The organism is uncultured Sphingomonas sp. (assembly GCF_937859915.1).
Classification (GTDB): domain Bacteria; phylum Pseudomonadota; class Alphaproteobacteria; order Sphingomonadales; family Sphingomonadaceae; genus Solisphingomonas.
Genome location: NZ_CALMAW010000044.1, coordinates 1 through 12,711 on the forward strand (window position 1 = coordinate 1; position 12,711 = coordinate 12,711).

At 67.9% G+C, this 12,711-nt stretch carries 12 protein-coding genes; 6 read left to right on the forward strand and 6 right to left on the reverse strand.

Annotated elements, in window-relative coordinates; translation table 11 throughout:
• The 6 genes from Q0326_RS06445 to Q0326_RS06470 all read left to right on the forward strand — a co-directional run.
• The coding region (locus Q0326_RS06445) for an ATP-binding protein (protein ID WP_298688337.1) at window positions 1-2,135 on the forward strand (2,135 nt) is incomplete at its 5' end.
• 40 nt (window positions 2,136-2,175) lie between these two features.
• Window positions 2,176-2,523, forward strand: coding sequence for a response regulator (locus Q0326_RS06450; protein ID WP_298688339.1), 348 nt, complete (start codon window positions 2,176-2,178; stop codon window positions 2,521-2,523).
• A 276-nt stretch (window positions 2,524-2,799) separates the two neighbouring features.
• Complete coding sequence (recA, locus tag Q0326_RS06455) at window positions 2,800-3,885, forward strand: recombinase RecA (protein ID WP_298688341.1); 1,086 nt, start codon at window positions 2,800-2,802, stop codon at window positions 3,883-3,885.
• A 373-nt stretch (window positions 3,886-4,258) separates the two neighbouring features.
• Window positions 4,259-4,882: a glutathione S-transferase gene (locus Q0326_RS06460; protein ID WP_298688343.1), complete on the forward strand. Its 624-nt coding sequence runs from the start codon at window positions 4,259-4,261 to the stop codon at window positions 4,880-4,882.
• Window positions 4,869-6,128 carry a Xaa-Pro peptidase family protein gene (locus tag Q0326_RS06465; protein ID WP_298688345.1) on the forward strand — a complete coding sequence of 420 codons (1,260 nt, stop codon included), beginning with the start codon at window positions 4,869-4,871 and terminating at the stop codon, window positions 6,126-6,128. Before Q0326_RS06460 ends, Q0326_RS06465 begins: the two co-directional genes overlap by 14 nt.
• 102 nt (window positions 6,129-6,230) lie before the next feature.
• Window positions 6,231-6,425 carry a hypothetical protein gene (locus Q0326_RS06470; protein ID WP_298688347.1) on the forward strand — a complete coding sequence of 65 codons (195 nt, stop codon included), beginning with the start codon at window positions 6,231-6,233 and terminating at the stop codon, window positions 6,423-6,425.
• Window positions 6,426-6,447: 22 nt separating this feature from the next.
• Here the strand turns inward: Q0326_RS06470 and Q0326_RS06475 are convergent, their stop codons facing one another.
• From Q0326_RS06475 to tig, 6 genes are all read right to left on the reverse strand, one after another.
• Window positions 6,448-7,047, reverse strand: a complete 600-nt coding sequence (locus Q0326_RS06475; RefSeq protein WP_298688349.1) for a hypothetical protein — start codon at window positions 7,045-7,047, stop codon at window positions 6,448-6,450.
• Between the two features lie 117 nt (window positions 7,048-7,164).
• Window positions 7,165-7,347 (reverse strand): hypothetical protein, encoded by a 183-nt coding sequence (locus Q0326_RS06480; protein ID WP_298688351.1) that lies wholly within the window; start codon window positions 7,345-7,347, stop codon window positions 7,165-7,167.
• 241 nt (window positions 7,348-7,588) lie between these two features.
• A complete protein-coding gene (clpX, locus tag Q0326_RS06485) occupies window positions 7,589-8,857 on the reverse strand; it encodes an ATP-dependent Clp protease ATP-binding subunit ClpX (RefSeq protein ID WP_298688353.1) in 1,269 nt (422 codons plus the stop codon).
• 153 nt (window positions 8,858-9,010) lie between these two features.
• A complete protein-coding gene (locus tag Q0326_RS06490) occupies window positions 9,011-9,667 on the reverse strand; it encodes an ATP-dependent Clp protease proteolytic subunit (RefSeq protein ID WP_298688355.1) in 657 nt (218 codons plus the stop codon).
• Between the two features lie 194 nt (window positions 9,668-9,861).
• Complete coding sequence (locus tag Q0326_RS06495; RefSeq protein ID WP_298688357.1) at window positions 9,862-10,815, reverse strand: glycosyltransferase family 2 protein; 954 nt, start codon at window positions 10,813-10,815, stop codon at window positions 9,862-9,864.
• Between the two features lie 110 nt (window positions 10,816-10,925).
• The gene (gene tig / locus Q0326_RS06500; RefSeq protein ID WP_298688359.1) at window positions 10,926-12,596 is read right to left on the reverse strand and encodes a trigger factor; all 1,671 of its coding nucleotides are present in this window, start codon (window positions 12,594-12,596) and stop codon (window positions 10,926-10,928) included.
• Between the last annotated feature and the right edge of the window lie 115 nt (window positions 12,597-12,711).

Here is a 12,711-nt window from a genome sequence, read left to right on the forward strand (position 1 = left end):
ACGCTGCCTATGTCGACCGTTTCGGCGCGAGCACGACGCCGCCGACGCTGCCCGGGCTCGACAGCTATGCCGAGATCATCGCCGCGACCGGGCGCACCGCCTGGCGCGAGGGCCATGCCCAGGCCGCACTCGGCGCCAGCCGGATCGCCCTGTCGGTCACCCGCGCCGGCGTCGGCGAGGATCATCTGCTGTGGCGGGTCGTCGACGGGCGCACCGAGGGGCGTACCGATGCGCTGCGGCTGATCGGGGGTGCGTTCGGCGACCGGCTGGGCGCGGCCGGGCTGATGGCGGCGCTGATCGACGAGCGCGGCCGCGTGCTCGTCGCCAACAAGGTGTTCCAGCAGCGCGCCAGCGGCGGCAAGGGTCTCAGCCTCACCGGCCGGGACTTCACCGCCTGCCTGGCACAGGATGAGGAGGGCCGGCTGCGCTTCGCCCGCGACCCCGCCGACGCCGATCCGCTGCGGCTGCTCCATATCCCGCTCGACGATGCCGAGCTCGCCGCCGGCGCCGCCGCGATGCTGCTGTTCGACGAGCCCGCGCCGGCCGACGGCGACGGCGCCGGCGCCGGCACGCTGCCCGACGATCTCTACGGCCTGCTCGGCATGCTGCCGCTCGGGCTCGCGCTGATCGACCGCGACGGCCGCTTCCTGTTCCAGAACGACGCCTTCCGCGCCGCCGCCGGCGTCGCCGAGGACGGCCAGCTCGTCTATCCGAGCGACCTCGTCGTCAAGGAGGACAAGTCGGCGGTGTCCGACGCGGTGCGCCGCTTCGCCGCCTCCAAGCCCGCGGCCGGCCCGGCCGGGCGCACCCCCATCCTGTCGGGCGACATCGCGGTGCGGCTGCTCGGCCGCCCCGACGAGCCGGTGTCGCTGACCGTCGCCGCGACGCGCGGGCTGGGTGACGCCTCGGTGATCCTCAGCCTCAAGGATTCGGCCGAGGAGGGCCGGCTCCAGCGCCAGGTCGCGCAGGCCACCAAGATGCAGGCGGTCGGCCAGCTCGCCGGCGGCGTCGCGCACGACTTCAACAACATCCTGACCGCGGTGCTCGGCCATTGCGACCTGATCCTGATGCGCCATACGCCCGGCGACAGCGACTATGACGACATCCAGCAGATCCGCCACAACGCCAACCGCGCCGCCAGTCTCACCCGCCAGCTGCTCGCCTTCTCGCGCCAGCAGACGCTGCGCCCGCAGGTGCTCCAGCTGCCCGACGTCGTCTCCGAGGTCTCCAATCTGCTGCGCCGGCTGCTCGGCGATTCGATGCAGCTGGTGATCACCCACGGCCGCGCGGTGGGCTCGGTGCGCGCCGATCCGGGGCAGCTCGAGCAGGTGATCGTCAACCTCGCGGTCAATGCGCGCGACGCGATGCCCGACGGCGGCACGCTCACCATCCGCACCTATGGCGTCGCCGCCGCCGAGGTCCGCAAGCTCGGCGCCGACGTGCTGCCGGTCGGCGACTATAGCGCGATCAGCGTCACCGACACCGGCAGCGGCATCCCGCCCGACGTGCTGCCCAAGATCTTCGAACCCTTCTTCACCACCAAGGAGGTCGGCAAGGGCACCGGTCTCGGCCTCTCGACCGTCTACGGCATCGTCAAACAGTCGGGCGGCTTCATCTTCGCCGACAGCGAGATCGGCCGCGGCACCAGCTTCGTCGTCTATCTCCCCGTCTTCCAGGGCGAGACCGCCGAGGTCGCCGCCCCCGCCCCCAAGCCCGCGCCGCAGGAATTGTGGGGCACCGGCCGCATCCTCGTGGTCGAGGACGAGGATATGGTGCGCTCGGTCGCCGAGCGCGCGCTGGTCCGCCAGGGCTATCAGGTGCGCACCGCCGCCAATGGCGAGGAGGCGCTCGAGATACTGGCGCAGGTCGCCGCCGACGCGACGATCGAGGATTTCGACCTGCTGATCTCGGACGTGATGATGCCGCTGATGGACGGCCCGACGATGGTCGAGCATGCGCGGAAACAATTCCCGGCGCTGCCGATCCTGTTCATGTCGGGCTATGCCGAGGAGCAGCTGCGCAAGTCGATCAACCTCGACAATGTCGCCTTCATCGCCAAGCCCTTCTCGGTGCAGCAGCTCGCCGAGGCCGCGCGCGACGCGCTCGCCAGGCCTGCCCGTGGCGACGGCAGATAGTTCTTGTCGTGCAACGGTTTCGGCGGCTAGGGGCCAAAGCATGAACAGTCGATCGATCCTGATCGTCGAGGACGAGTCGCTGATCGCGATGATGCTCGAGGATTTCGTTGACACCCTCGGCCACAGCGTGGCCGGTACCGAGGATTGCGTCAGCGGCGCGCTGACACGGGCGGAGGCCGGCGGCTTCGATCTCGTCATCCTCGACGTCCATCTGCGTGGCGAGGCGTGCTGGCCGGTCGCCGACCTGCTCGCCGACCGCGGCATCCCCTTCCTGCTCGCGACCGGCGGCCACACCGAGCCGCCCCCCGTCCGCCACGCGCACGCCCCCGTGCTGGCCAAGCCGTTCACGCTGGCGGGCGTCGAACAGGCGATCGACGCGACGGCCTGAGCGGGACGTGCGCCGTCGCCTTAGGTAGCGGCGCCATCTTGTCTTCTTCGTCATCCCGGACTTGATCCGGGATCCATAGACGCGGCGCGCGCCAGCCGGGCGTAGCGTCTATGGATTCCCGCCTACGCGGGAATGACGGATAACCATGGCCCTGCCACAATTACCTTCGAAACGGATGTTCTCCCCTTGTTCCGTTGGAACGAAGCTGGTACATGCCACCCCATCGAAGCCGCGCATTGAAGCTGGTGCGGCCAGGCTCTACCAGGGAGACAGGCAATGGCCGCATCACTCAAGGTTATCGGGGCAAACGCGGATATGATCGACAAGCTGGCGACGACCGACAGGCAGAAGGCGCTCGACGCCGCGCTCGCGCAGATCGACCGCGCGTTCGGCAAGGGCTCGGCGATGCGGCTCGGCTCGAAGGAGACGATGCAGGTCGAGGTGATCCCGACCGGCTCGCTCGGGCTCGACATCGCGCTCGGCGTCGGCGGGCTGCCGCGCGGCCGCGTGATCGAGATCTACGGCCCCGAGTCGTCGGGCAAGACGACGCTGGCGCTCCACGTCATCGCCGAGGCGCAGAAGGGCGGCGGCACCGCGGCGTTCGTCGATGCCGAACATGCGCTCGATCCGGTCTATGCCAAGAAGCTCGGCGTCAACATCGACGAGCTGATCGTGTCGCAGCCCGACACCGGCGAGCAGGCGCTCGAGATCGTCGACACGCTGGTGCGCTCGAACGCGATCGACGTGCTGGTGGTCGACTCGGTGGCGGCGTTGGTGCCGCGCGCGGAAATCGAGGGTGAGATGGGCGACAGCCATGTCGGCCTGCAGGCGCGGCTGATGTCGCAGTCCTTGCGCAAGCTGACCGGCTCGATCAGCCGCTCGCGCTGCATGGTGATCTTCATCAACCAGCTGCGCATGAAGATCGGCGTGATGTACGGCAATCCCGAGACCACGACCGGCGGCAACGCGCTCAAATTTTACGCCTCGGTCCGTCTCGACATCCGCCGCACCGGCCAGATCAAGGACCGCGACGAGATCGTCGGCAATGCGACGCGCGTAAAGGTCGTCAAGAACAAGGTCGCGCCGCCGTTCAAGCAGGTCGAATTCGACATCATGTATGGCGAGGGCGTCTCCAAGATCGGCGAGATCCTCGATCTCGGCGTGAAAGCCGGCATCGTCGAGAAGTCGGGCGCTTGGTTCTCCTATGATTCGACCCGCATCGGCCAGGGCCGCGAGAATTCGAAGACCTTCCTCAAGGCCAATCCCGAGCTCGCCGACAAGCTTGAGAAGGCGATCCGCGCCAAGACCGACGCGGTCTCCGAGGCGCTGATGGCGGGCCCCGAAGAGGATGACGACATCTGAGGCGGGAGCCGGCGTTTTCCGCGCCAGCCTGTCAACTTCGTCATTTTCTCCGGCCGCGTTATCCCAAACTTGGCGCGGGATCCGGACACTCGGCGCCCGATCGTCGCGCCCCGTGCGCCGAAGCTGAGGCGGTGCTCCTGCGTAGGCAGGGCCTGGACGGTGCGCAACGGCGGTCCACGACCCCATGCGCCCGCCTGCGAGGGCGCGGAGGTTGGAGGGCGTGGAGGCGCGGGGCGCTCCGGCGCGCGGCGCGGACGCCAGGGCTTCCGGAACGGCCAAGCCGTCGCAAGCGGAGCGATCAGCCCCGACCGTGCCGCTTCCGTCTTCCGCGGATGTCGGATAGCCTCGCTATACCCGTAGCGGAGCGCAGCGCATGATCGTCGTCCACCATCTCGAGAACAGCCGCTCGCAGCGCATCCTCTGGCTGCTCGAGGAGCTCGGCCTTGCCTATGAGGTGCGCCGCTACGCGCGCGATCCCAAGACGATGCTGGCGCCGCCCGAACTCACCCGCATCCACCCGCTCGGCAAGTCGCCGCTGGTCGAGATCGACGGGCAGGTGCTCGCCGAGACCGGCGCGATCGTCGAATATCTGGTGATGCGCGAGGGAGGCCGGCTCGGGCCCGCTACGGACCCCGCGGTGGGCCAGCGCTGGCGGCACTATATCCATTATGCCGAAGGCTCGATGATGCCCCCGCTGTTAGCGCTGCTCGTCGTCGGCCGGCTCGGGCTGCTCGGCCGCCCCGCGCGCAAGCCGCTGCTCGCGATGTTCGCGGTCCATCTGCGCTGGCTCGACGCCGAGCTGGCGACGCGCGACTGGTTCGCCGGCGACACCTTTTCCGCCGCCGACGTGATGATGAGTTTCCCGCTCGAGGCCGGCCGCAGCCGCGGCGGCCTCGACGACCGCTACCCCCGGCTCCAGGCCTGGCTCGCCCGCATCCACGCGCGCACCGGCTATCGCGCCGCGCTCCAGAAGGGCGGCCCCTATGCCTTCGCCTGATCCGATCGGCCGCCGCACCCTGCTCGGCGGCGCGCTCGCGGCCGGGGCGCTGCTGGCCGCGCCGTCGCGTGCGCAGCCCGGTGCGGTCGGGACGTCGTCCGCGCTCCCGGGCCGCGCCGTGCCGATCGCTCCCGCCGAGCACGAACGCCGAATCGAACAGCTGCGCCGGCTGATGCGCGCGCGGGGTATCGCCGCGCTGCTCGTCGAGCCGGGCGCATCGCTGGTCTATTTCACCGGCATCCAATGGCATCGCAGCGAGCGGACCACCGCCGCGCTCATTCCGCTCAACGGCGCGATCACGATCGTCACGCCCTTCTTCGAGGCGCCCTCCGTCAAGCAGACGCTCGCCATCCCCGCCGACATCCGCACCTGGAACGAGGACGAGGATCCGCTCGCGCTGATCGGCGCTGCGCTCCGGGATCGCGGCGCCGCCACCGGCACGATCGCGATCGAGGAGACGCTGCGCTACTTCATCGTCGACGGCGTGAAGACGGCGCTGCCCAATGCCACGATCGTCTCGGGCGCAGGCGTCGTGCGCGGCTGCCGCATGCACAAGTCGGCGGCGGAGATCGCCCTGATGCAGCGCGCGACCGACATCACCATCGCCGCCTATCGCCAGACGATCCCGCGCGTCCGACCCGGCATGGCGCCCGACGATGTCTCGAAGATGATGGACGCGACCACCGTCGCGCTCGGCGGCACGCCCGAATTCTCGCTGGTGCTGATGGGCGAGGCCGCCGCCTATCCGCACGGTTCGCGCAACCGTCAGGTCGCGCGCGAGGGCGAGATCGTGCTGATGGATTGCGGCTGCACGGTCGAGGGCTATCAGTCCGACGTCTCGCGCACCTTCGTGCTGGGCCGCCCGAGCGACCGCCAGCGCCAGGTCTGGGACCAGGTCCATCGCGGCCAGCAGGTCGCCTTCGCCGCCGCGCAGGTCGGTGCCGAAGCGGGCAGCGTCGACGACGCGGTGCGGCGCTATTATCAGGGCCTCGGCTACGGCCCGGGCTATGCGCTGCCCGGCCTGTCGCACCGCACCGGCCACGGCATCGGGCTCGACGGGCACGAGCCGGTCAACCTCGTCCATGGCGAGGCGACTCGACTGGCGCCGGGCATGTGCTTCTCCGACGAGCCCGGCCTCTATATTCCCGGCGCGTTCGGGGTGCGGCTGGAGGACTGCTTCCATATGACCGAGGCAGGCCCGCGCTGGTTCTCCGAACCGCCGGAGAGCCTCGATCGCGTGGTGTGAGGAGGCTGGCCACAGATGCCGCGTGCCGCCGCCCGACCCGATGGAGCGGACCGGCGCGTCGTCGCGTTGGATAGCGCTACCGCCAACCAAGGACGTGCCGCCATGCTCAAGCAATTCACGCTGACCGACGGATCGGCCGTCACCGTCAATCTGACGACGATCGCCTATATGACGCCCGAGGGTGACGGGACGCTATTGATGTTCGCCGGCGGCGTTTCGCTCGTCATCCGCGAGCCCTATGACGAGGTGTCCGACACCAGGCCAAAGGAGCGGACCGTCGGTTTCGGCGCTGGCTGAGGGCGACGCGGCAGCCCCGCGGTCAGCACGGCCCCGTGACGAGGCCGCCGCACAGCACGCTGATCGTCAGTTCGCGACGGCTGCCGACGAGCACATGGACCAGCCGCGGTGGCCCGTGCCCATCGCCATGATATTGGCCGGCCCGATCGGCGACCCCCAGCGCAAAGGTCACGGCGTCGGCGAGCTGGCGCAATCCATGCTCGATGGTGACGTCGCGCCCGTCGTCATACTCCATGACGACCTTATACATCGGTGCCGATACGATGCCGGGTGCCGAGAGATGCGCGGCGATCGCCTCCCAGGTCGTCCGCGCCTCGCCGGTGGCGGCCTTGATCTGGCAATCGACCACCGCGGGGGTGTCGGCGCCAAAATAGGAGACCAGCGATCCGCTGAGCTTGCGGACGGTCTCGGCACGCTGCCCCCCGACAGCGACCGGGCGCGCCGTCACGGACCGTCCGGCGTTCAGCCGTTTCGCCAAGCGGCCCTCGTCGATCAGCGCCGCATAATCCTCCGCCATCTTGGCATGGATCGCCGCGATCGCCGGATCGATCGCCCGCGCCGCCAGCGCCCGCTCCTGTTGTTCGCGCCGCTCATAATAGTCGAGTTCGTAGCCGTCGGTCATGCCATCTCCCCCCGCGGGGACTATTGGCTCGTTTTCTCCAGTCTTTTCAATTACCTATGTATGTCACAAAACGCCGTCATGGGTGTCGCTGGACGATCGATGGCAGCCCGCTGGCGCTCAGGAAAGGGCGACGCGAACCGCGGTCCAGACAGCGCGCATACTGCCCTCGGCGGCGGCTATCTGCGCGTCCACGAAGCGGATCGCGTCATCGCCGTACCGCTCGGTGAGCACCGCCGCGAGAGTCGCCACCAGATCGTCCGGTGCGCCGCAACCGATCGCGACAATATCCTTATCGTCCACGCATTTGCCTCTGACACCTTCGATCGCGCCAGCGCAGCGATGGTACCGCGCGCATCATCGCATACCATATGACGTGATGCTCGCGACATAACGATCGGTAATGATTGCATTTCCCGATATTTCATGACGCGCGGCGACATCCAGACCGCGCCGATTGGGTTGGCGCGCCACTTCGGCTGTCGGAGCAAAAAAAGGGCGCCCGGATCACGCCGGACGCCCCATCGCGTTGTGCAGGCTAGCCTCAGGCGGCGCCGGGCGCTTCCTTGACCTTCTTCGCAAAGACCCGGATCGGCTCCTTGCGGCCCTCGACGACATCCTTGTCGATCATGATCTCGTCGACGCCCTCCATCGAGGGCAGTTCGAACATCGTGTCGAGCAGGATCGACTCGAGGATTGAGCGCAGGCCGCGCGCGCCGGTCTTGCGATCGATGCCCTTCCTGGCGACCGCGACGAGCGCCTCATCGGTGAAGGAGAGCTTGACCCCCTCCATGTCAAACAGTTTGCCATATTGTTTGACCAAGGCGTTCTTCGGCTCGGACAGGATTTTCACCAGCGCCGAGACGTCGAGATCCTCCAGCGTCGCGATCACCGGCAGACGCCCAACGAACTCGGGAATGAGCCCGAACTTGAGCAGATCCTCGGGCTCGCACTGGCGCAGCGTCTCGCCGACGCGGCGCTCTTCCGGCGAGGCCACAAACGCGCCGAAGCCGATCGACTTGCCCTGCAGACGGTCGGCGATGATCTTCTCGAGCCCCGAGAAGGCGCCGCCGCAGATGAACAGGATGTTGGTCGTGTCGACCTGGAGGAATTCCTGCTGCGGATGCTTGCGCCCGCCCTGCGGCGGCACGCTCGCGGTGGTGCCCTCCATCAGCTTGAGCAACGCCTGCTGTACGCCCTCGCCCGACACGTCGCGCGTGATCGAGGGATTGTCGGCCTTGCGGCTGATCTTGTCGATCTCGTCGATATAGACGATGCCGCGCTGCGCGCGCTCGACATTATAGTCAGACGCCTGGAGCAGTTTCAGGATGATGTTCTCGACATCCTCGCCGACATAGCCCGCCTCGGTGAGCGTCGTCGCATCCGCCATCGTGAACGGCACGTCGAGGATGCGCGCCAGCGTCTGCGCGAGCAGCGTCTTGCCGCAGCCGGTGGGCCCCACGAGCAGGATGTTGGACTTGCTGAGCTCGACGTCGGCACCCTTGGCGCCGTGGTTGAGCCGCTTATAATGGTTGTGGACCGCCACCGACAGCACGCGCTTGGCGCGCTTCTGGCCGATCACATAGTCGTCGAGGACGTCGCAGATCTCCTGCGGGGTGGGCACGCCGCCATCCTTCTTGGACACCAAGGCCGACTTGGTCTCCTCGCGGATGATGTCGTTGCACAGCTCGACGCACTCGTCGCAGATGAACACGGTCGGTCCGGCAATCAGCTTACGCACCTCATGCTGGCTCTTGCCGCAGAAGGAGCAATACAGGGTGCTCTTGCTGTCACCGCCGCTCAAATTTGGCATAGTCGATTCCTTGGCGCCGGCAGCGCCGGCTATCTGTGACAGCATAGCTACTCGGGCGCGCCGGGCAATGGCCTTCTCGCCACTGCCCGGCGCAGGTTTGTGTCAGCTCAGGGCTATACTTTCGTCGACCCGACCGGGATCGGGCCGCCGCGCTCAGGCCGCCGCCTTCTCCTCGGTGGGTGCCGGGCGCTTGTCGTAGACCTCGTCGATCAGGCCGAATTCCTTGGCTTCATCGGCCTCCAGGAACTTGTCGCGATCCATCGCATGCTCGATTTCCTCGAGCGGCTTGCCCGTATATTTGGCGTACAGCGTGTTGAGCCGGTGCCGCATACGCAGGATTTCCCGCGCCTGGATCTCGATATCGGCGGCCATGCCCTGCGCGCCGCCCGAGGGCTGATGGATCATGATCCGCGCGTTGGTCATCGCGGTGCGCATGCCGGGCTCGCCGGCGGCGAGCAGGAAGCTGCCCATCGACGCGGCCTGGCCGATGCACACCGTGCCGACGCGCGGACGGATGTACTGCATCGTGTCGTGGATCGCGAGGCCCGCCGTGACGACGCCGCCCGGCGAGTTGATGTACATGAAGATGTCCTTCTTCGGGTTCTCGGACTCGAGGAAGAGCAGCTGCGCGACGATCAGCGAGGCCATATGGTCCTCGACGCCGCCGTTGATGAACACGATACGCTCGCGGAGCAGACGCGAGTAAATGTCGAAACTGCGCTCGCCACGGCTCGACTGCTCGATGACGATCGGAACGAGGCCCGCCGCCGCGTCGTTGTGATAGATGCCTTCAGGTGTGAACCCAGTCATGGAAATCGGCGTCCTTCTGCCCTCTAGGTCGCCAACATCGGCGCTTCGCCGGAGGACTTCAAGGGGGGTTGGGGACAGTGGCGGACTGCCCGGCGTCCCGCGCGCCACCGTCCCCCGGCGAAAGCCGGGGCCCAGTGCTAGGAACGCAACGCCTGCAACGCTGGGCCCCGGCGTTCGCCGGGGAACGGGCGGCCTCACCCCTCCCCCGGCGCCGGCAGCTGGAGATAGGCCAGCCGCTTCATCTCTCGCCGGCCGCGCGTGACGGTGTCGAGGATCACCCCCGAGAAGAAGTTGAGGAAGCCCAGCGTCACCAGACCCGTCGCCAGGATCGCGGTGGGCACGCGCGGCACCAGGCCGGTCTGCGCATAGGTGACGATCAGTGGCAGCGCGAGCAGCAGCGCCGGCAGCAGCAGCGCCAGACCGATCGCTCCGAAAAACAGCACCGGGCGCTCGATCCGGTAGAGATTGAGGATGGTGCGCAGAATCCGCCAGCCGTCGCGATAAGTCGACAGCTTCGACGCCGAGCCTTCGGGCCGTGCGCCATAGTCGGTCTCGATCTCGGCGCAGGGCATGCGCAGCTCGAGCGCGTGGACGCTGATCTCGGTCTCGATCTCGAAGCCGGCGGAGAGGATCGGGAAGCTCTTGACGAAGCGCCGCGAGAACACCCGGTAGCCCGACAATATGTCCGAGAAGCTGCGCCCGAACAGCTGCGCCAGCATGCCGGTGAGCAGCGCATTGCCCATGCGGTGCCCGCGCCGATAGGCGAGCTCGACCTCCGAGCGGCGCGCGCCGACCACCATGTCGAGCTGCTCGTCGAGCAGCCGCTGGACCAAGGCGGGCGCGGCGGACGCGTCGTAGGTCGCGTCGCCGTCGGCCATCACATAGATGTCGGCCTCGATGTCGGCGAACATGCGGCGCACGACATGACCCTTGCCCTGCATCCGCTCGGTGCGCACGATCGCGCCGGCGACACGGGCATGGTCGACGGTGCGGTCGCGGCTATTGTTGTCGTAGACGTAGATCGCGGCGCCCGGCAGCGCCGCGCGGAAGGCGGCGACCGTCTGCGCGATCGCCGCCTCCTCATTGTAGCAGGGCAGGATCACGGCGATGCGGGGGGTGGCCGCGGCCTCGTGAACGGCGGCCACCATCACAGCCTCCGTTCGCGCTGAGCGTAGTCGACGTGCAGGACGCGAACGACGCGCCTGCAGCATGTCCTTCGACTGCGCTCAGGACGAACGGGGATAGGCATTCGCTTCGATCAGGCCTCGGTCTTCTTGGCGGCGGCCTTCTTGGCGGCCGGCTTCTTGGCGGGCTTGGCCTCGGCCTCGGCACCCGCGACGACGTCGGCGGCGGGCGCGGCCGCAGCCTCGCCTTCGACCGCGACGGGCTCGGCGGCCTTCTTGGCCTTCTTCGCCTTGGGCTTGGGCGCCTCGATCACCGGCTCCTCGGCATGATCATGACCGGCATGATCATGATCGGCATGGTCGTCGCCATGGTCGTGATCGCCATGGTCATGGTCGCCATGATCGTGGCCGGCATGGTCGTGCGATCCGTGATCATGGTCGCCATGATCATGATGATGCGTGCCCGACGCGAAGCCGTCCTCGCTCTCGATCGCCGCCTCGAGCTCCGCGCGCGTCACCGCACGGTCGCTGATCTCGGCCTTGCCGAACAGGAAGTCGACGACCTTGTCCTCGTAGAGCGGCGCGCGCAGCTGGGCAGCGGCCATCGCGTCGCTCTGCACGTACTGCGCGAAACGCTCGCGGTCGGCGGGCTGATACTGCTGCGCGGCCTGCGCGACCAGACGCTGCATCTCGGCCTGCGTGACCTCGACACCGTTGGCTTGGCCGATCTCCGAGAGGAGAAGGCCAAGACGCACGCGGCGCTCGGCGATCGCGCGATAATCGTCGCGGTCGTTTTCGAGCTCGGCCTTGGCGGCCTCGACGTCGGCCTCGTGCGTCGCCTCATGCTCGAGCTGCTGCCAGATCTGCGCGAACTCGGCCTCGACCATCGACGGCGGCACCGGGAAATCATGGCCTTCGGCGAGCTGGTCGAGCAGCTTGCGCTTCATATGCGTGCGGGTGAGCCCGTTGAGCTCCTGCTCGATCTGCCCCTTGATCAGCTCCTGGAGCTGGTCGAGCCCGGTCAGGCCCAGCGACTTGGCGAACTCGTCGTCGATCGCGCCTTCGGCCGGGACCTTCACCTCGGTGACGGTGACCGCGAACACGGCATCCTTGCCGGCCAGATCCTTGGCGGGATAATCCTTGGGGAAGGTGACGTTCAGCTCGCGGCTCTCGCCGACCTTGACGCCTTCGAGCTGCTCTTCGAAGCCCGGGATCAGGCGGCCCGAGCCGAGCTCGACCGACATGCCCTCGCCGGTGCCGCCCTCGAAGGCGACGTCGTTCACGGTGCCCTTGTAATCCATCACGACGAGGTCGCCCTCGACCGCGGGATGGCCGTCCTGCGCGGCTTCGTGGCGCTTGGACTGCGCGGCGATCTTGCCGATCTGCTCGGCGATCTCGTCGTCACCGGCGGCGACCGTCAGCCGCTCGAGCGTGAGCCCGTCGATCTGCGGCGCGGGGACGTCGGGCAGCACCTCGAGCGTGACCGCCAGCTCGGCGTCCTTGCCCTCTTCATAATCGGTGTCGAGCTCGACCGCCGGCTGAGTCGCCGGGCGCAGCTTCTGCTCGGCGAGCAGCGACTGGACGCTGTCCTGGACGACCGAGTTGAGCGCGTCCTGATGGATCGCGGGGCCATGCATCTTGCGGACGAGGTTGGCGGGGACCTTGCCCGGGCGGAACCCCGGCATCTTCATCTGCGGCGCGGTCGCCTTGATCTGGCGATCGACGACGGTGGCGATGTCCTTGGCCGGGATCGTGAGCTTGTAGCCACGCTTGAGCCCCTCGTTCAACGTCTCGACAGTCTGCATGGTCAGCCTTCTTTTCTCGGAAATTCGTGTGCGGCGTCAGCCCCGCTGGCGGAAGCGGGGCTGGTGCGGGCGAAGGGACTCGAACCCCCACATCTTGCGATGGCAGGACCTAAAC

Coding starts and splice junctions, on each gene's coding strand:
- Q0326_RS06450 (WP_298688339.1), top strand. CDS start 2,176: ATGAACAGTCGATCGATCCTGATCGTCGAGGACGAGTCGCTGATCGCG.
- recA (WP_298688341.1), top strand. CDS start 2,800: ATGGCCGCATCACTCAAGGTTATCGGGGCAAACGCGGATATGATCGAC.
- Q0326_RS06460 (WP_298688343.1), top strand. CDS start 4,259: ATGATCGTCGTCCACCATCTCGAGAACAGCCGCTCGCAGCGCATCCTC.
- Q0326_RS06465 (WP_298688345.1), top strand. CDS start 4,869: ATGCCTTCGCCTGATCCGATCGGCCGCCGCACCCTGCTCGGCGGCGCG.
- Q0326_RS06470 (WP_298688347.1), top strand. CDS start 6,231: ATGCTCAAGCAATTCACGCTGACCGACGGATCGGCCGTCACCGTCAAT.
- Q0326_RS06475 (WP_298688349.1), bottom strand. CDS start 7,047: ATGACCGACGGCTACGAACTCGACTATTATGAGCGGCGCGAACAACAG.
- clpX (WP_298688353.1), bottom strand. CDS start 8,857: ATGCCAAATTTGAGCGGCGGTGACAGCAAGAGCACCCTGTATTGCTCC.
- Q0326_RS06490 (WP_298688355.1), bottom strand. CDS start 9,667: ATGACTGGGTTCACACCTGAAGGCATCTATCACAACGACGCGGCGGCG.
- Q0326_RS06495 (WP_298688357.1), bottom strand. CDS start 10,815: ATGGTGGCCGCCGTTCACGAGGCCGCGGCCACCCCCCGCATCGCCGTG.
- tig (WP_298688359.1), bottom strand. CDS start 12,596: ATGCAGACTGTCGAGACGTTGAACGAGGGGCTCAAGCGTGGCTACAAG.